Below are 18,602 nucleotides of genomic sequence, written 5' to 3' on the forward strand. Positions count from 1 at the left end.
GCGACGGTGGGTTTCGGCGTGCGGGATGGGTCTCGGCGTCAGGGGAGGGGGCTAACCGCGCAGCGCCTCGCGGAGCTTGACGCGGGAGCCCATGCGCAGGAGCGAGTTCTCGTAGATCTTCGCGCCGATGACGATCGCGGCCACGCAGCTGGCGAGCAGGATCACGAGGCTCAGCAGCGGCTCCCACCACTGCGCCTCTCCCACGAACAGGCGCATCGGCATGCCGACCGGGGCGGAGAACGGCACGTACGACATGATCGTCAGCACCAGCGGGTTGTCGTTGAAGACGATGACCAGGATGTACGGCGCCATGATGAGCATCGTGATCGGTGTCGTGGTGGACCCGATGTCCTCCTGGCGAGAAACCATCGACGCCGCGGCCGCGAACATCGCCGCCAGCAGGATGAAGCCGAACAGGAAGAAGATCGCGAACCAGATGATGGGCGCCCCCAGCGTCGTGAGCACCTCCCGTTGACCGGTGACGATCAGACCGATGGTGGCGACCGCCGCCAGGGCGAGGATCTGCCCCATCGCGAGCACGGTGTTGCCGATCACCTTGCCGGCGAGGAGCGTGCGGGCCGGGATCGCCGAGAGCAGCACCTCGACCACGCGGGTCTGCTTCTCCTCCACGACGCTCTGTGCGATCGTGCCGCCGAACGTCGCCGCAGCCATCATGAAGACGAGCCCGAACGCGATCGCGATGAAGTAGCGCAGCAGCGGGTTGGTGGTCGCCGGCTCGAGGCTGACGATTTCGGGAGCGATCGACAGGGCCGAGACGATCTCGCCCGGGGGATCCTGCATCGCGATGATCGTGTATCCCGACGGTCCGTCGCCTTCGATCACCGCGGCATCGACCTTGTCATCGCGCACGAGCTGTTCGGCTGCGGCCCGGTCGGCGACCGTGGTGACCTCGACGTTCGGGATGGCCGAGACGGCGGAGGCGGTCTCCGCGGTCACGGCGATCGGCGTGGTCTCGGTGTTCTTGCTCGCGAACCCGCCGAACAGGATGCCGGCGAGGGCGAGGACCAGCAGGATGCCGGTGGAGATCAGGAAGGCCTTGCTGCGCAGCTTCGATCCGATCTCGCGCTCGGCGACGAGCCAGATGCCGTTCGAGCTGCGAACGGGGGAGGGGGTGCTCACTGGATGACCTCCTTGAAGATCTGGGCGAGGGACGGATGCTTGGGGGCGAAGCTGGCGACATCGCCACGCTGTACGGCGGACTGCAGCACGCGCTGGGCCGTCTCCGGGCCGTCCGCGTCGAACAGGGCGTAGCCGCCCTCGAAGTCGACCACCGTGACACCGGGCTCGGTGCGCAGCCACCCGGCGTCTCCGGCCGAGACCAGCTCATACCGGTCGCGCGCGTGCTCGGCGCGGAGTGCGTCGCGTGAGCCCGCCGCGCGGATCGTGCCACCGGCGAGGATGACCAGGTCGTCGCACAGCCGTTCCACCACGTCGAGCTGGTGGGAGGAGAACAGGATCGACGCCCCCTTGGCCGCGCTGGACTGCAGGACACCCGCGACCACGTCGACGGCGAGGGGATCCAGGCCGGAGAACGGCTCGTCGAGGATGAGCACCTCGGGGTCGTGCACGAGCGAGGCGGCGATCTGCGCGCGCTGCTGGTTGCCGAGCGACAGAGATTCGATGGTGTCGTTCAGCCGCTCACCGAGCCCGAGTTCCGTGAGCAGCGAGGTCGCCCGCTCCATCGCCTCCTGCTTGCCGAAGCCGTGCAGGCGTGCGAGGTAGACGATCTGCTCGAGCACCTTCATCTTCGGGTAGAGGCCGCGCTCCTCGGGCATGTAGCCGAAGCGGCGCCGGTCGGCGGTCGTCAACGGAGCACCGTCCAGATCGACGCGTCCGCCGTCCGACGACAGCAGCCCCAGCACGATCCGCATGGTGGTGGTCTTGCCGGCGCCGTTGCCGCCGACGAAGCCCGTGAGCCGCCCGGGGGCGACCGTGAAGGACACGTCATCGAGCACGCGCCGAGAGCCGTAGCTCTTGGTGATGCCGGAGAGTTCGAGCATTCCTGTGGTCATACCCTCACGCTACGGAGCACACGTGTCTCGGACATCCCCCGCATGGCGGACTCCGCAGGATCACCCGAGCGGGGGAGGAGGAGGTCAGTTGCGCGCGGTGTGCAGCACCGTGCGCACGAGGAGGCCGGCGACGAGGGCCCAGAACGCGGCGCTGACCCCGAGCACGGCGATCCCTGACGCGGCCACGAGGAACGTCACCACGGCGGGGATGCGCTCACCCGGGTCGTCGATGGCCTGCTGCACGGACGATCCGAACGCGGCGAACAGCGCGAGGCCCGCGACCGCCGGGATGACGGCGGCAGGTGCCAGCACCACGAGCGCGGCGAAGGCCGCCGAGAACACGGCGAGCACGAGGTAGGACACTCCGGTCGAGACCCCGGCGACCCACCGCCGTTTCGGGTCGGGGTCGGCGTCCCGCGAGGCGGCGAGCGCGGCGCTGATCGCGGCGAGGTTGATGGCGTGCCCGCCCGCCGTCGCACCGAGCGCCGTGCCGACCCCGGTGACGAGCATGGCCGGGCGCCACGGCACCTCGTATCCGAAGCTGCGCATGATCGCGACGCCAGGGACGTTCTGAGACGCCATCGTCACGATGAACAACGGCAGCGCGAGGCCCACGAGGGCGCCCACCGTGAACGTGGGAGCGGTGAATTCGAGGCGCGGCAGCAGCAGACGCGGATCGAACGAAGCGCCATCGCCGATCAGGGACACCGCGACCACCACGGCCGCAGCGGCGAACGCGAGCGGCACGGCCCAGCGCGGGGCGAGCCGCGCGAACACCAGCCAGGTGAGGACGACGGGCACCACACCCCAGGGATTCGCCACCAGACCGGTGATCGGGGCGAGGCACAGGGGCAGCAGCACTCCGGCCAGCATCGCCTGCGCGATGGACGGAGGGATGCGGGCGATCAGGGCGCCGAGTGCGGGCCACAGCGCCGTGAGCAGGATGAGCGCGGCGGTGACCAGGAACGCACCGACCGCGGCAGGCCAGCCGCCTTCGACCGTGCCCGTGGCCACGAGGAGGGCGGCCCCCGGCGTGGACCAGGCGACGGTGATCGGCATCCGATACCGCCATGCGAGCACGACGCATGCGAGACCCATCATGAGGCTGACCGCGAGCAGCCCGCTGGCCGCCTGCGCCGCGTCCGCCCCGACGGCGTCGAGTCCGGTCAGCACCACCGCGAACGAACTCGTGAACCCGACGAGTGCCGTCACCACTCCCGCCAGGATCGGGCGGGACAGGGGTGCGGCGTCGGGCATGGCTTCGAGGCTACCGCGGGTGGTGCACCGTCGCCCGGTCAGTCGCCGAAGAACAGCCGCGTCGACTCCGCGACGAAACCCGTCTGTCCCAGGTGTTCTCGCAGTCGGTGGTACTCGTGGGCGTCGACCCCGGCGACGTACGTGATCTGATCGGTGCCATCCGTGACCGCGCCGTAGGCGATCTCGGCGATCTCTTCGGCAGAGGAGCGCGTGGCGTCGCGAGCCGGGTCGCGGAATCGCCGAGTCGCGGCGACGAGCGCATCAGCGTACACGGCGTGGCTCGACTGATCGAGGCTCCGACCACCGAAGTCGGTGCGGATCCCTCCGGGGGCGAGTGTCTTGACGCGGATGCCGAACGGCTTGAGCTCGTAGGACAGGCTCTCGCTCCAGCCCTCCACGCCGAACTTCGCCGCGTGATAGACCGAGTTGAACGGCATCGTGACGAGACCGCCGATCGAGGTCGTGGTGAGGATCACTCCCGAGCCCTGCTCTCGGAATGCCGGAATGAACTCCTTGGTGACGCGCATCGGGCCGAGCAGGTTCGTCGTGAGGTTCTTCACGATCTGCTCGTCGCTGCTCGCCTCGAACGGTCCGGCGAGGCCGTATCCCGCGTTGTTGAAGAGCACATCGACCGGATGTTCGGCGAGGGTCTCCGCGACCACGCGCACGATAGCTTCGGCATCGTCGACGTCGAGCCGTTTGAGGATCACCCCGGGCAGGGCGCCGAGTTCCTGCTCCTTCTCGGGGTCTCTCATCGTCGCGATCACCCGCCAACCCCGTCCTGAGAACAGCGTGACGGCCGCGCGGCCGAGTCCGGTCGACGTGCCGGTGATGAAGATGGTGCCGGGTCTCGGCTCCGAAGCGCTCATGCGAGTCGCCGCACGCGGGGCGTCAGCACCCGGGAACAGTCCTGACCGCCGACGCGGAAGAGGGCCTGGTGTGACGACGCCGGGGCCTTCCCGTGCGGATGCTCGACAGTGGATCTCATCTCCGGCAGTGCTGGCGCGTTCATTCTCATCCCTCGGGCGTCGGTGGTCTCCAACGTCGGAAGAGATGGGGAATCCGCGCGTTCATAACGGAGAACGGGCGGATTGCTTCGACGGCGGTGTCGTGGGGGACCGAGACGGTGCGACGGCCGTGGCTAGGCGAGCCCCATGCGATGGGCGAGCACGACCGCCTGCACGCGATCGCGGGCGCCCAGCTTCTGCAGGATGCGTGAGACGTGCGTCTTGACGGTGGCTTCTCCGATGAAGAGCGCCTGCGCGATCTCGGCGTTGCTCCGAGCGTCGGCGAGCAGCGTCAGCACCTCGGCCTCGCGCTCGGTGAGAGGCTCGGCGAGCACGACCGGGATGGCGCCGCCCGAGGGAGGAACGGAGCTGGGGGCGGACACCGGCGGGGGCGTCGCGGCGAAGCGTGCCAGCACACGGCGCGTCACCTCGGGGGCGAGCATCCCGTCGCCGGCGGCGAGCGCCCGGACGGCCGCGATCAGATCTTCGGGACCGGCGTTCTTGAGCAGGAAGCCGCCGGCTCCGGCCTCCAGTGCCCGGTACAGGTAGTCGTCGCGGTCGAAGGTCGTGACGATTGCGATGGCCGCGTGGACCGCGGGGTCGGCGACGATGCGTCCGGTCGCTTCGATCCCGTCCATGTCGGGCATCTGCACGTCCATCATGATGACGTCGGGACGGAGGGCGGATGCCTGCGCCACCGCCTCCGCACCGGTCGACGCCTCGCCGACCACCGCGATGTCGGGCTGCGTGTCGAGAATCGTGCGGAAGCCGGCGCGCAGCAGGGCGTGGTCGTCGACGAGCAGCACGCGGATCGGATCGTTCATCGGCTCGCACCCGTCCCGGTCGCCGCGGCGAAGGGTACGCGGGCGCGCACGCGCAGGCCCCCGAACGGCCGGGGGGTCACCTCGAGCGTGCCACCAGAGGCCGTGGCGCGCTCGCGCATGCCCAGTTGGCCGAGTCCTGGCCGCAGCTGCGCCACCGGTCGTCCCGTGTTCACGATCTCGACCTCGACGCCGTCGTCGTCGTAGCGCACGCGGACGTCGGCGGTCGCGTCGGGTCCGGCGTGACGGCGGGCGTTCGTCAGCGATTCCTGCGCGATGCGGTACAGATTCACGGCGACGACCGAGGGAACGGGCGCGGGCTCGCCGATCACCGTGTACGCGGTCGGCAGTCCCGCCTCGGTCGAGGCCTCGGCGAGTTCTGCGATGTCGTCGAGAGCCAGGGTCGAGGCGCCGTCGGTCGGCTCTCCTCCCGGGGTCCGCAGAGTCTCCAGCAGTTGGCGCAGCTCGTGGATGGCGTCGCGCGCCGACCCCTCGATGCCCGTGAGGATGCGAGAGGCCTCCACCGGATCCCGCTCCAGCACCAGGCGCGCGGCCCCGGCCTGCACGCCCATGACGGACACGTGATGGGCGACGACATCGTGCAGCTCTCTGGCGATGCGCACCCGGTCGAGCGCGACGGCCTGGGCCGAGGTGACCTCGCGTTCGCGCTCGAGCTCGGCCGTCCGCTGCTCGAGCACGGCCAGCTGTGCCGCCGCTGCCCACGAGCGCTCACCGAAGTAGTAGGCGCCGCCGAAGTAGAGCACGTTCAGCAGCAGTTGGATGAGCATGAAGGCCACGTAGGGCGACATGGCTCCGGCGATCACATCCGCCTTGTCCGCCTCGCGGATCGCGTCGCGGTACATGGTGATCAGCAGCCACACGAACATGCTGACGATGATCCCGACGCGCACGATGAGCGCACGCCGGCGGTTGTTCATCCAGGCGCCGACCGTGTAGATCGCGATGAACATGGCGATGTTGCCGACGTAGATCTCGGGGATGCGGATCGTCACGGCGGTGAAGTAGGCGGCCACCACGATGACGGCGACGGTGCCTGGCCAGCGCCGGCGCACGGCCAGGGGAGCGGTGACGACCACCGCGTACACGAGGGCGGTCCACAGCGGCGCCTGTTCGTCGCCGTACATCTCCGCGATCGAGGAGAGCGCTGCGCTCAGCACGGCACCGACGAACAGCACGGTGGCGAGCACGAGATCGCTGCGCCGTTCGCGCTCGGTCGGCGTGCGGATGAACGGGGCGGCGGACATCCCTCCACCGTAGGGCGGGCCGTGGCGGCGCCGCATCCCTCGTGTGGGGGATCGTTCCGAACTTGCTATTGACAAGCGTGATTGCTTTTAACAAGCTTGTCCTCAACGAGCTCACCGACCGATGAGCTCACACCTCCGGAGGAGCCATCATGACCAAGGTGTTCGTCAACCTGCCCACCACCGACCTCGAGCGCGCGAAGGCCTTCTACACCGCGCTCGGCTGCGAGATCAGCCCCCAGTTCACCGACGAGAATGCGGCGTGCGTCGTGTGGAGCGAGGACATCTACTTCATGATCCTCAAGCGCGAGTTCTTCTCGACCTTCACCGACAAGCCCATCGCCGACCCGAACGAAGTCGTCCAGGTCTCGGTGGCGTTCAGCCAGGACTCCCGCGAGGAGGTCGATGCGATCCTCGCGAAGGGTCTGGCGGCCGGTGGCGCCGAGCCGAAGCCCGTACAGGACTACGGCTTCATGTACTCGCGTGACCTCGACGACCCCGACGGCAACTCGCTCGGCTTCCTCTACATGACGCCCGAAGCCATCGAGAACGGCCCGGATCACGTGGCCGACACCGCCACGTCGGCCTGACATGGCGGCGCGCAGCTACGGCCAGTACTGCGGTGTGACGACGGCCGTCGAGCTGATCGGGGAGCGGTGGGCGCTGCTCATCGTCCGTGATCTGCTCGTCGGACCGCGTCGGTACACCGACCTCAAGCAGGGCCTGCCGCGCATCCCCACCAACATCCTGTCCACGCGACTGAAAGAGCTGCAGGAGGGTGGGGTCGTGCGACGTGTGCCGCTGTTGAACTGCGGACTCGTGTACGAGCTCACCCCCTACGGGCGCTCCTTCGAGCCGATCATGCTCGCCCTCGGACGCTGGGGCTTCCAGGCGATGGGAGACCCGGACGAGGGCGACGTCGTCACGGCCGATTCCCTCACGATGGCGCTGCGCACGGCGTTCGTCACCGAGAGCGCGCTGGACGCGGAGTACGAACTGCACGTCGGCGATGTCGCCCTCCGTGCATCGGTGCGCGACGGCGAGCTCCGCGTCGCGCAGCTCGCTCCTCCGGCGCCTCCCGTCGGCGGGCGCACCCCCGAAGGAGAACCGGATGCGGTGATCGTCGCCGGTCCCGGCATCCGCCGCCTCATCGGCGGCGACATCACCCCGGCCGAGGCGTTGGCGCAGGACGTCGTCGCGGTCGTCCGTGGCGATGCATCGCTGTTGGACTCGTTCGCCGACACCTTCCACATCGCACGACTGACAGTGGGGAGCACGACATGAACAACCAATATGCCGATGAACAACAGGCGCCCGATGAACAACAGACACCCGGTCGCATCCTGATCGACCTCTTCACCTCTCTCGACGGAGTCGCCCAGGGTCCCGGCGGCACCGATGAGGACACGTCGGGCGGATTCCGGTTCAGCGGGTGGCAGGCCGGATACCCCTCCTCCGGCGTCGGACCCGAGATCGAGAAGGGCATGCGCGGTCTCGATGCGCTGCTGCTCGGGCGGCACACGTACGACATCTTCGCCTCGTACTGGCCGCATCACACCGAGGGCGAATCCGGCGACATCGGCACGCTCTTCAACCGCGTGCCGAAGTACGTCGCGACCCGGGATGCGGATCTCGCGCTCGACTGGGAGGGCAGCACGCGCGTCGGTGTCGACCTCGCCGCGGAGATCGCGGCGATGCGGACGGCCCATCGCGAGGTGCATGTGATCGGCAGCATCGATTTCGTGCACACGCTGCTCGCCGACGGGCTCTTCGACGAGCTGAACCTCTGGGTCTACCCACTGCTGCTCGGAGCGGGCAAGAAGGTGTTCGACGACAACGCGTTGCCGAGCGTGCTGCGTCTGCTCGAGCCGCCGATCACCGACGACGCCGGGGTGACACTGCTGCGCTACGCACGGACCGATCGGGTGCCGGAGGTCGGCACGTTCGATTGACATGAAGCGCGCCCCTGGTGCAATACGATCCGAACGTGGGGGTTGGAAAGCAGTCGCGGCAGGCGGAGCGCGTCGCAGCCTTCCAACGGGTCTTCGAACAGAATTGGGCTCGTGTTCGACACCACATCGAGTGCGTGGTCGACGACCCGGATGAGGTATCGGATCTCGTCTCCGACGTGTTCACGCTCGCGTGGTCGAAGCTGGATGAGCGCAAGCCACTCGGCTTGATCTGGCTGCTGCGCGCCGCGGACAACAAGCTCAAAGATCGTGAGCGCAGGAGACGATCCGAGGTCAGGGCGATGGATGCCCTGCGTCACGGCGTCGGGGGCCGACGCCAGTCCGACGTCCTCGATGCCATCGCGGTGCGTCATGCGATCGAGACCGCCTTGACCCCACGGGAGAAGAGGATGGTCGTCCTCTTCTACTGGGACCGATTGGCCGCGGGGGAGATCGCCGAGCTGCTGCGTTGCTCGCAGTCGGTGGTCTTCACGACATTGAGCAGGGCGCGGGTGAAGCTGGAACGGGAGCTCGGACTCGACCGCCTCCCCGAAGCCTCCATTGCCCGAGCGGCGAATACCTTACAAAGGGATTGATCGAAGAGATGGATATTGCGCACGCTCCCAGCTGAACCATAGCTTTCGTCTGTGAATCTCCTTCCTTCGGGTTCGCGCAGGCTCGCGCGTTCCGGCCTCGGGTCTGTCTGCGTCCTCGCCATCGTCCTGAGCGGGGGAGCGTTGTCGGCATCGGCCGCGCCGACGGCAGGTGCAGCAAGAGAGCTGTCGGTGCAGTCGTTCCGCGATATCCGGGAGCGTGCGGTCTCGTCTGCGGCATCTGCGGCTCGCGCTACCGGGGAACCGGTACCGGTCGTGGGGATGATCACCCCCACAGAGCAGACGCTGGCGATGCCGGATGGGACGATGCGGTACGAGGCATCGAGCGTGCCGGTGCGGGTCGAGCGGGGCGGTGACTGGGTACCCGTCGACACGACACTCGCATCGACCGGCGAGTGGTTCGAGCCGATCGCCTCCGCGGCTCCCGTGCGCTTCTCGTCAGGCGGCACCGACCGGCTCGCTCAGGTGCAGGCTGAATCGGGCGAGTGGATCACCGAGATCTGGCCCTACGGGATCCTGCCGACCCCGGCGGTCGAAGGGGACACCGCGACCTATTCTGAGGTGCTGCCCGGTGTCGACCTGAAGATGGTCGCGACGAAGACCGGGCAGGCGTCGATCTACGTCGTCAAGACCGAGGAGGCAGCGCAGTCCGCGAAGCTCGACGGTCTTCACGTCGTCGTCGAGAACGCAGAGCTGAGCGCGGACTCGACGGGCACCGTCACCGCGGAGACAGGGGATGAGTCGAGCATCGTCGCCGGTCAGCCGCTGTGGTGGGACTCCTCCGAGGGGGGCACCTATCGCGAGCCGGGCGGCGAAGCACCGCCGTTGCCCGTGACGCACGACGTGGGGGCGGACCGAGTGCTGCTCGACGTGGGCGATTCGGTGACGAAGCACGAGAAGCGCGACGGGGATGTCGTGTATCCGATCTTCGTCGACCCTGACTGGTCGTCGGGGATCACAGCCTCCTGGTACACGGACGCGGCCTATCCGAACCAGTCGTACCTGTCGGCGGGGGCTTCCGATGTGCTGCGCGTCGGCATCTACCAGCAGTATCGCTCGGACATGTTCTTCCAGTTCCCCATCGGCGCTCTGGCGGGCAAGGTCGTGACGAGCGCCCGACTGAACACCACTCAGCTCGCGGTCGCGTCCAGCGGGGCGGGTGCGATCCAGGTCCACACCTATGGGATCAAGCCGACCGGGTTCACCTGGGCGCAGGAACAGGCGTGGAACGCGGCAGGAACGGGTGGGTGGAGTGCCCCGCTGCAGGCTCCGTGGTACGGCCCCGGCCTGGGCTCGGCGCCGATGGCGGTGGGCTGGAACGTGACATCGGGCGTGCAGGCCAAAGTGGGGGCGTCTGCCATTCAGTTCGCCTTCACTTACACGAATGCGAACCTGCCGTCGCGTCGTCACTACAGCCGCGCGGCAACGCTCATCGTCTCTTACAACACCCTGCCGAACACGCCCACCGCCCCGTCGTTCACCTCCCCTTCGCGTGCGTGTGGCACCGCTGCGGCTCCGGCCGCGGTCGGTCAGACGGACGTCGCGGTCGCGGTGAATCAGACGGATCCCGACGGAGGAAGCGTCGGTACCAACTTCTACCTGGCCAAGGCCGGCGATCTCGGTGTCCTCGTGCAGACACTGGGGTCCGGCCTCGCCGCCGGAGGGACGAAGACAGTGACGTTCACCGGCCTGGTCGATGGCGAGACGTACGCGTGGCGCGGGAGAGGTCAGGACACGACGCATCATGGCACCGGCTACAGCGAGTGGTGCTACTTCACGGTGGATACGACGAAGCCGGCTGTGCCGGTGGTGGAGGCCCCGACGGGTGCTTCCTATGCCGTCGGGACTGGAGTCCCGTTGTCGGTGACCGGGGCAGCGGATGTCGCGGGATACGTCTACTGGGTGACCCCCACGCAGCTGGTCGCCCCTGCACCTCCGGTGCCGGCTGACGGCACGGTCTCCGTGGCTGCGGCCCTTCCGAACTGCGCGACCACAGTGACCAACAGCGTCCGGTGGGCCTGCAAGACCGGCAGCGGGGCGACGACCGTCACCGTCGCGCCTGTCGACTCGCTGTCGACGGTGTGGGTCTCCGCCTACGACAAGGCGGGCAATCAGTCTGCTCCCACAGGGCATCCGCTCTATCCCGGCGGGAACACCGGGACCCCGGCCACCGCCGCGAACCTCGACGCGGGACACGCCTGGCAGCTCACGACGATGTCATCGCCGCTTCCGGAGGCGATTCCGGACTCCAACCCATGGATCGGTGCGAACGCCATCGACCTCATGATCCCCGCGACTGCGTCGACGACCACGACGGACCTCCCCGACTTCCCGGTCGCCTCGCCCGTGCTCTCCACGAACGTGGCGACCGCAGGATACGAGATCACCGCCCTGGCGGCTCCCGTCGACGCGTCCAAGAGCTTCTCCTTCAGCCTCTGGGTCAAGCCGGCACACGTGGCGCCGACGTCCCAGATCATCGCCATCCAGCGGGGCCAGGGCATCGGGACGATGCAGTTGCAGATCACCAGCACCGGCAAGTACGCCTTCTGCCTCGGCGAGCAGTACGTGAACATGAGCAACACCGCCCGCGACAACAACTGCGTCACCGGGGGAACGGTCCTGCCCAGCACTTGGCAGATGGTCACCGGGATCTGGGATGCCGCGAACCAGCAGCTCCGCCTCCACATCGGCAACTCCATCACGCCGGTCGCCGTCAACAGCCACGTCAACGGCAGCGGTGATCGCTCGGCGAACGGAAGCTTGATGTTCGCCCCGGGCCCCGACAGCCTCCGGTTCATCGGGCTCATCACGAACCCCGTCATGGTCCCCGGTGTCGTCGACCATGCGCAGCTGGCGCGAATGGCCGCCTTCGAACTCCCCTTCACCGACTGAGTACCGGAGACTGACCATGGCGCGTCGGAGCACCCGCACGATTCTTACTGTTCTCACCACCTCGGTGCTCGCGTGTGGAGTGCTGGTCGCGGCTCCGGGAGCAGCCTTCGCCGAGTCGCCGACACCGACCGTCGAGACCCCGGTCTTCGGCGATCCGGTACCGGGTTCGACGGTCAGCGAGGCGGATGCGGGCGCCGACCCGCTCTCGTCGGTGAACTCGGCCACCCCCGAGGTCATGGAGATGCCGTCGCTGGAGAGCACCGACGTGGTTCTCGAGCAGTCGGATCTGGAGGGCGTCACGACCGACGCGGCGGAAGGCGCGGAGGGGGCTGCGCCGGCGACTGTGGCCGGGGAGTGGAAGCCGCTCGGCGATACGGGGCTTGCTATCGCACCCGCGTCCGGCATCGGGGCGGCCGAGAAGGAGAACGCAGCAGAGAACGATGCCGAGAACGATGCCGAGAACGCGGAGGGGGAGGAAGGCGACGCGGCGTCTCAGAGCCCGTCCGTGGTCGTGGAGATCCTCGACGAGAAGGCGGCGGCCAAGAAGGGGCTCGACGGCATCGTCGTCTCTCTGGCGCAGCAGGACGCGGAGGAAGAAGGGGAGCCGGTCGCGGTGCGGATGCCTCAGCAGCTGCTCGCCGGTGCCTATGGCGGCGACTTCGCGAGTCGCCTGGAGTGGGTGCAGGTGCCCGCGTCGACGAAGCCGGAGGACGTGTCGGAGAAGGCCGTCCCCGTGGCGACCGCGGCGACGGACGAGGGGCTGGTGCTCACACCGAAGGTCTCGAAAGAGCCGATGATGCTCGCGGCGGTGTCGGGCGCGAGCAGCGCGAACGGCACGGGCTCGTATGCGGCCACACCGTTGAAGTCGTCGTCGACGTGGGACGTCGCAGAGCAGACCGGCGCGTTCACGTGGAACTACGACATGGCCGTCCCCGCTCCCGGTGCGGGGCCGACGCCGTCGGTGGGCCTGTCATACAACTCGCAGTCGGTGGATGGGCTCACAGCATCGACGAACAACCAGCCGTCGGTGGTGGGTGAGGGATGGGACCTCACCGCCGCCGGGTTCATCGAGCGCAGCTATATCCCGTGCGCGAAGGATGACGGTGCCAGTGGTGCGGTCACGACATCCGGCGACCTGTGCTGGAGAACCGACAACGCCACGGTATCGATGGCCGGGCGGTCGGGCGCGCTCATCAAGGACACGGCCAGCGGTGTCTGGAAGCTGCAGAACGATGACGGCACCCGCTTCGAGCGCCTTGTCGGTGCCGCGCAGGGCTGTGCGGCGAACGGAACGGTGAACAACGAGTGCTGGCGGATGACAACGACCGACGGCACCCAGTACTACTTCGGTCTCAATCAGCTCCCCGGGTGGTCCGCGGGCAAGGCGACGACGAACTCGACCTGGACGGTGCCGGTGTTCGGCAACGATGCGGGGGAGCCGTGTCATGCCTCGACGTTCGCGGCGTCTTCCTGCTCGCAGGCGTGGCGGTGGAACCTGGACTACGTCGTCGACGTGCACGGCAATGCGCAGACGATGTACTACACGGCGGAGACGAACAAGTATGCCAAGGGCGGTTCGGGAGCGACCGCGTACCAGCGTGGCGGTGCCCTCACGCGCATCGAGTACGGGCTGCGGGCCACGGACCTCTTCGCATCGAAGGCCGCGGGGTACCGCGTTCTCTTCAGCTACGACGGGAAGGGCCGATGCAACGACGCCACCGGGTCATCGTGCACGGCTGCGGCCCTCGACAGCGCGGTGATGCCGGCGAATCCGGCCAAGTATCCCGACGTGCCGTTCGACCAGCTGTGCACCGGAACCTCGTGCAGTGCTTCGCAGATCGCACCCTCGTTCTTCACGAACGCGAGCCTCGTGAAGGTGGAGTCGCAGGCGAAGGTCTCGGGCGAGTACTCGACCGTCGACTCCTGGGCGCTCGGGCACTCGTACCCTGATCCCGGCGACGGGACATCGGCCGCGCTCTGGCTCACGCAGGTTCAGCGGACGGGCACAGCGGCAGGGCAAGCGGCGATCGTGGAGCCGGCGACGGTGTTCTCCGGCGTCACGATGCAGAACCGGGTGTGGGTCGTCGATGGTCTGGCCCCGCTCGACAAGTGGCGGTTGAGCTCGATCAAGACGAGTCTCGGCGGCGTGATCAGCGTGAATTACCAGGGCCAGCAGTGCACGCCGGCTCAGGCTGCAGGAATCCTCGGCGACCTGCCGAACAACACGAACTGGTGCTTCCCGGAGTGGTGGGTGCCGCAGTCGACCATCCCGCTCGGCGGACGGCAGGACCTGTTCCACAAGTACCCGGTCTCCTCGATCCTCGTCAACGGTGTGACGGGGGGCCCGCTGAGCCAAGTGCAGCAGACGCAGTACTTCTACGGCACGCCGAAGTGGCGGTACAACGATTCGCCCCTGACAGTGGCGAACTCGCGCACGTGGAACGTGTTCGCGGGGGTGAACACCGTGGAGGTGCGTGAGGGCGACCCGGCCGTACCCGCGGCCCAGAAGGTGTCGAAGTACACGTACTACCAGGGCATGAACGGAGACAGGGCGGCTGCCGGCGGAGGCACGAAGACGGTGAACGTCACCGGCACCAGCATCCCGGACGACCGCTGGTTCGCCGGACAGCCGTATCAGCAGCAGACGTTCAACGGTGTCGGCGGAGCTCTGGTGTCGACGCAGGTCAGCACGCCGTGGGCCTCGAACGTCACCTCCAACGACGGCGCGCGGCAGGCGCGGATGGGTGGCGTGCAGAGGACAGTCGTCACCGAGCCACTGTCGACCGGTGGTAACCGCACGCTCGAGACCCGTACGACGTTCGACGGAACCTACGGCTATCCATTGACGGTGTCGACGATCCCGTCGGATGCCACGGGCAAGTGCGTCACGACGACATACGCCGCCGCGAACACCTCCGCCTGGATCATCGGTCTCCCGAGCGAGGTGCGCACGGTCAACGTCGCGTGCGACGGCGTGGCCGGCGCGCAGTTCCCGCGCGACCTGGTCAGCGACGTGAAGACCAGCTACGACGGCCTGGCCTGGGGTGCGGCCGCAACGAAGGGGCTGCCGACGTCCGTGCAGGTGGTGGACAAGTACGACAACGGTCAGCCGCATTGGGTCACGAAGGAGTCGTCGACCTATGACTCCCTCGGACGCCTGCTCACGAAGACGGATCCGCTGGGGCGTTCGACGTCGACGGCCTACACTCCGGCGACGGCCCTACCGCTGCTGTCCACGACCGAGACGAACGCGGCGCCGTTCTCCTGGCAGACTGTGACGACGCTCGAGCCGACGACCGGCGCGAAGACGAAGATCGTCGACCCCAACGGGTCGACCACGACGATCGCGATCGACGGTCTCGGGCGTTCGACGAAGGTCTGGCTGCCGCTGCAGCCGCAGGCCGCGAACCCTGCGGCGCCATCGATGTCGTTCTCGTACACGTTGTCGCAGACCGCTCCGAACGCGATCAAGACCGACACCCTGACCGGTGGTGGCATCGTGTCGAAGTACCAGCTCTTCGACGGTCTCGGGCGAGAGACCCAGACGCAGAGCCTCGCCGTCGGAGGCGGCACGGTCGTGAAGACCACGAACTACGACAACCAGGGTCGGGTGCACTTCGTCGACAACGACTACTGGACGGCATCCATCACTCCGGGAACAGCGTTCTTCACGCCGGTGACGGAGAACAACATCCCCTCGCAGGTCATCACGGCGTACGACGCCGTCGGGCGCGCGCTGACGTCGACCCTCAACACCACGGGGTCCGTGCACTCGCAGACGGTCAACGCCTACCCCGGTGCAGATCGGGTCGACACGGTTCCGCCGGTCGGGGGCACCTCGACGAGCACGTTCACGAACTCCCTCGGGCAGAAGACCAAGCTCATCCAGTACCTCGCGGCCGGCATCACCGGCACCGGACAAGCGACGACGTTCGCCTACGACGGTGGCGATCGGATGACGAAGATGACCGATCCGGCTGGCAACGATTGGACCTGGACGTTCGACCTGCTCGGCAACCGTATCGGCCAGGACGACGCCGACTCGGGCGTATCGACTGCGACATACGACCTCGCCGGGAACATGACCTCGACGACGGATGCCCGTGGCAAGACCGTGACGACGACCTACGACGAGCTCAACCGCAAGACGGCCTCGTACGCCGGTACATCTTCGGGGTCGATGCTCTCATCGTGGACGTACGACACGGTCAAGAAGGGTCTCGTCACGACGTCGACCGCCTACACGGGGTCGACTCCGGGCACCCCGGGGCTTGCGTACAAGACCACGGTCGGCTCGTACGACGCGGCGGGCAATCCGCTCGATTCGACGCTGTCGATCCCGGCAGGTGCACCCGCGTTCGCGGGCACGAGCTACAAGACGACGCTCTACTACAACGCGGACTCGTCGTTGCTGGCGAAGCAGATGCCCGCCATGGGCGGCCTTCCGGCGGAGACGATCCGCTACAGCTACGACTCCTGGGGCAAGCTGAGCGGAGTCCGTGGCACCTCGATCATCCTCGCGAACACCGTGTACTCTCCGATCGGGCAACTGTCGCAGTTCAACCGGGTCAACGGCTCCACGAGCACCGCATACTCGACCTACGGCTACGACGCCGCGACGGGGGCGGTGCTGTCGATCAAGGACAACGCGGTGTTCGGCGATCTGGGGCACTATGTGGCCGATCGGGCGTATACCCGCGACGCGGTCGGCAATGTGACCTCGGCGACGATGAGCTCCGTGCTGCCGACGGAGGGGACGCAGAAGGCCTGCTATTCCTACGATTCGTTGCGGCAGCTGACGCGGGCCTGGACTCCGAACGCATCGACGGAGTGCGGGGCCACGCCGTCGGCGAGCGGGATGGGTGGGCTCGAGCCGTATTGGCACGAGTACACGTACGACAACGCCACCGGAAACCGCACGGGGCTCGTGAAGCGTTCCTCGATGGGGACGGCCACGACCGCGACCTACACCTACGCGGCAGCGGGCGGCGACCGTCCGCACGCGGTCAACGCTGTGACAGGCCCGGCCGGAGTGGGGCCGGGTTCGTACTCGTACGACGCGGCCGGCAACATGACCGGGCGCCCCGGCCAGACGATCACGTTCAACGACGCGGGCAAGGTGTCGAAGGTCGTGGCCGGGTCCACGACGCAGGACACGGTCTACAACGTCGACGGCAGCATCCTGCTGCGCACCAACACGACGGAAGGTTCAACGCTGTTCGTAGGTGACACCGTGCTGAAGCAGGCGACGGGATCGACGGTAATGGCGGGCGTACGGACGTACAGTGGTGCCGAGGGCAAGCCGATCGCGGAGAAGTCCGCGAAGACCGTAACCGCCGGCACAACGCTGACGTGGTTGTTCTCGAACCTGGAGGGGACGGTGGACGTGCAGACGGTGGCGAACGCGACGGGTACGACCACGCGCATGCTCCGTGATCCGTACGGTGCCCCGATCGGATCGTCCGGAGTGTGGGGCAGTGGGACCGGGTACATGAACAAGCCCGTGACCGCGTCGACGGGCCTGACCACGGTCGGTGCGCGCACCTACGACCCCGTGCTAGGGAAGTTTCTGTCCGTGGACCCTGTGATCGACACGAACCTGCCGCAGCAGAACACCGGTTACACGTACTCGGGCAACAACCCCACCACGTACATGGACCCGAGCGGGATGAAGTTCGCCTTTGAGATGGCTTCTTCGAGCCCGAGCGCTTGGAAATACGACGCCGGATTCAAACCTGGTTCAAAACTGAATGAGATGTTCGGCCAGCAGTGGACGTTCAAAAAGCCCAAACTGGCGACCTCGCCGAAGACGATGCTCGAGAAGAGAACGCGAGCCATCGTTCCTCCGTCGCCATGGGCTCCCCGAGGTGGCCCTTACATTGCCATCAATCCCGATTGGAAGCCGCCCACACCCGAGGTGGGCGTCGCCGGAACTGTTTGTGTGATCCTTTGCGTCGGGTACCAACGAGGGATCCGAGGGAGCCATGCGATTAACGTTTCAGCAGGCCTTCGGGTAGAGGCCAGCTTCGGAGTTCAGACCACTATGGAAGAGTCTGCGGGGCAAATCGGGCCCTACATCGTGGGTGAGTGCGGAGCCACTGGTGGGATCGGCCCGACTGCCTCCGTTGGTCTAGGTTTCACGACTCAGCAGGATAAGCCTGACGGGTTTCGTATGAACACCACGAGTTCGGGCGGTATAAGGTTCGGAGGTGGTGGTGGGTGTTCAGCTGGACTGAGTTTCCCCCTGCCTTGAGCGAGAGGGGCAACCACGGGGTTGTATCTGAGCGAGACGAAACTGCACGTGTCTGCTGAGTCAGTGATTGGGCCGATACTGATCGTGATCGGGCTTGCCCTGATGCTCTTTCGCGGTCCTGTTTCACAGATCTTCCATCACGGCATGGAGAGGATGTACGGAGAGCCGCTGGCGGATGATCTAACGTCGCCCGAGAGGACACCGCGGAGGATGCTCATCGTGGGGATACTCTTCATCGGCTTCGGCATTTTTACTCTCGTCGGCGCACTTCTGCGGTAGCGGTGGCTGCGATCGATATCGTTCAGGCAGCGCTGTGCCAGGCCCCTGCTCGGCATGCGAGCCAACGCGCGGCCGCTCCGGGTGCTTGGTGCCGTTTGTGGCGTCTTCCTAATCTGACTGTTCGTGTGAGCCTGACTTCAGGCCATTCGGTCGTCGTGGCGTCAACGGGAAAGCAAGGCACCCCGTGGGCCGCGCGTGCTGATTCCTAGGTGAGAAGACGCGTGCTGAATCATAG

The 18,602-nt window shown here is 67.3% G+C and carries 13 protein-coding genes; 7 read left to right on the top strand and 6 right to left on the bottom strand.

Going from position 1 to position 18,602, the window contains the following annotated elements; genetic code table 11:
• Positions 1 to 51 precede the first annotated feature (51 nt).
• The 6 genes from ILP86_RS01500 to ILP86_RS01525 all read right to left on the bottom strand — a co-directional run bounded on the left by ILP86_RS01500 (position 52) and on the right by ILP86_RS01525 (position 6,383).
• On the bottom strand, positions 52 to 1,140 hold the full coding sequence (locus ILP86_RS01500) for an ABC transporter permease (RefSeq protein ID WP_058631739.1): 1,089 nt from the start codon (positions 1,138 to 1,140) through the stop codon (positions 52 to 54).
• The gene (locus ILP86_RS01505) at positions 1,137 to 2,021 is read right to left on the bottom strand and encodes an ABC transporter ATP-binding protein (protein ID WP_058631738.1); all 885 of its coding nucleotides are present in this window, start codon (positions 2,019 to 2,021) and stop codon (positions 1,137 to 1,139) included. The genes ILP86_RS01500 and ILP86_RS01505 overlap by 4 nt, the downstream gene beginning before the upstream one ends.
• Before the next feature lie 96 nt (positions 2,022 to 2,117).
• Positions 2,118 to 3,290: a benzoate/H(+) symporter BenE family transporter gene (locus ILP86_RS01510; protein ID WP_193761216.1), complete on the bottom strand. Its 1,173-nt coding sequence runs from the start codon at positions 3,288 to 3,290 to the stop codon at positions 2,118 to 2,120.
• Positions 3,291 to 3,328: 38 nt separating this feature from the next.
• Positions 3,329 to 4,159 (bottom strand): SDR family oxidoreductase, encoded by an 831-nt coding sequence (locus ILP86_RS01515; RefSeq protein ID WP_058631736.1) that lies wholly within the window; start codon positions 4,157 to 4,159, stop codon positions 3,329 to 3,331.
• Between the two features lie 272 nt (positions 4,160 to 4,431).
• Positions 4,432 to 5,121 carry a response regulator transcription factor gene (locus ILP86_RS01520; protein WP_061016741.1) on the bottom strand — a complete coding sequence of 230 codons (690 nt, stop codon included), beginning with the start codon at positions 5,119 to 5,121 and terminating at the stop codon, positions 4,432 to 4,434.
• The gene (locus tag ILP86_RS01525; protein ID WP_193761217.1) at positions 5,118 to 6,383 is read right to left on the bottom strand and encodes a sensor histidine kinase; all 1,266 of its coding nucleotides are present in this window, start codon (positions 6,381 to 6,383) and stop codon (positions 5,118 to 5,120) included. Before ILP86_RS01525 ends, ILP86_RS01520 begins: the two co-directional genes overlap by 4 nt.
• Before the next feature lie 149 nt (positions 6,384 to 6,532).
• Here ILP86_RS01525 and ILP86_RS01530 point away from each other — a divergent pair, with 149 nt between their 5' ends.
• Genes ILP86_RS01530 through ILP86_RS01560 form a run of 7 tightly spaced genes read left to right on the top strand, consistent with a single transcriptional unit; the run spans position 6,533 to position 18,367 of the window.
• The gene (locus ILP86_RS01530) at positions 6,533 to 6,970 is read left to right on the top strand and encodes a VOC family protein (RefSeq protein ID WP_171011015.1); all 438 of its coding nucleotides are present in this window, start codon (positions 6,533 to 6,535) and stop codon (positions 6,968 to 6,970) included.
• A gap of 1 nt (position 6,971) precedes the next feature.
• Entirely contained in the window at positions 6,972 to 7,664 is a 693-nt protein-coding gene (locus tag ILP86_RS01535; RefSeq protein ID WP_193761218.1) for a helix-turn-helix domain-containing protein, read from the top strand.
• A complete protein-coding gene (locus ILP86_RS01540; RefSeq protein ID WP_193761219.1) occupies positions 7,661 to 8,332 on the top strand; it encodes a dihydrofolate reductase family protein in 672 nt (223 codons plus the stop codon). Before ILP86_RS01535 ends, ILP86_RS01540 begins: the two co-directional genes overlap by 4 nt.
• 35 nt (positions 8,333 to 8,367) lie before the next feature.
• Positions 8,368 to 8,925 (top strand): RNA polymerase sigma factor, encoded by a 558-nt coding sequence (locus ILP86_RS01545; RefSeq protein ID WP_179515749.1) that lies wholly within the window; start codon positions 8,368 to 8,370, stop codon positions 8,923 to 8,925.
• Between the two features lie 51 nt (positions 8,926 to 8,976).
• On the top strand, positions 8,977 to 11,835 hold the full coding sequence (locus tag ILP86_RS19855) for a LamG-like jellyroll fold domain-containing protein (RefSeq protein ID WP_193761220.1): 2,859 nt from the start codon (positions 8,977 to 8,979) through the stop codon (positions 11,833 to 11,835).
• A 16-nt stretch (positions 11,836 to 11,851) separates the two neighbouring features.
• Positions 11,852 to 18,088, top strand: a complete 6,237-nt coding sequence (locus tag ILP86_RS01555) for an RHS repeat domain-containing protein (protein WP_193761221.1) — start codon at positions 11,852 to 11,854, stop codon at positions 18,086 to 18,088.
• Between the two features lie 48 nt (positions 18,089 to 18,136).
• Positions 18,137 to 18,367 (top strand): hypothetical protein, encoded by a 231-nt coding sequence (locus ILP86_RS01560; RefSeq protein ID WP_061015049.1) that lies wholly within the window; start codon positions 18,137 to 18,139, stop codon positions 18,365 to 18,367.
• Positions 18,368 to 18,602: the final 235 nt, after the last annotated feature.

The organism is Microbacterium sp. R1 (genome assembly GCF_015159725.1).
Classification (GTDB): domain Bacteria; phylum Actinomycetota; class Actinomycetes; order Actinomycetales; family Microbacteriaceae; genus Microbacterium; species Microbacterium oxydans.

Excerpts from the sequence above, each read along its gene's own strand:
- ILP86_RS01515 (WP_058631736.1), bottom strand. The coding sequence starts at position 4,159 with ATGAGCGCTTCGGAGCCGAGACCCGGCACCATCTTCATCACCGGCACG.
- ILP86_RS01505 (WP_058631738.1), bottom strand. The coding sequence starts at position 2,021 with ATGCTCGAACTCTCCGGCATCACCAAGAGCTACGGCTCTCGGCGCGTG.
- ILP86_RS01530 (WP_171011015.1), top strand. The coding sequence starts at position 6,533 with ATGACCAAGGTGTTCGTCAACCTGCCCACCACCGACCTCGAGCGCGCG.
- ILP86_RS01540 (WP_193761219.1), top strand. The coding sequence starts at position 7,661 with ATGAACAACCAATATGCCGATGAACAACAGGCGCCCGATGAACAACAG.
- ILP86_RS01535 (WP_193761218.1), top strand. The coding sequence starts at position 6,972 with ATGGCGGCGCGCAGCTACGGCCAGTACTGCGGTGTGACGACGGCCGTC.
- ILP86_RS01520 (WP_061016741.1), bottom strand. The coding sequence starts at position 5,121 with ATGAACGATCCGATCCGCGTGCTGCTCGTCGACGACCACGCCCTGCTG.
- ILP86_RS01525 (WP_193761217.1), bottom strand. The coding sequence starts at position 6,383 with ATGTCCGCCGCCCCGTTCATCCGCACGCCGACCGAGCGCGAACGGCGC.
- ILP86_RS01510 (WP_193761216.1), bottom strand. The coding sequence starts at position 3,290 with ATGCCCGACGCCGCACCCCTGTCCCGCCCGATCCTGGCGGGAGTGGTG.
- ILP86_RS01555 (WP_193761221.1), top strand. The coding sequence starts at position 11,852 with ATGGCGCGTCGGAGCACCCGCACGATTCTTACTGTTCTCACCACCTCG.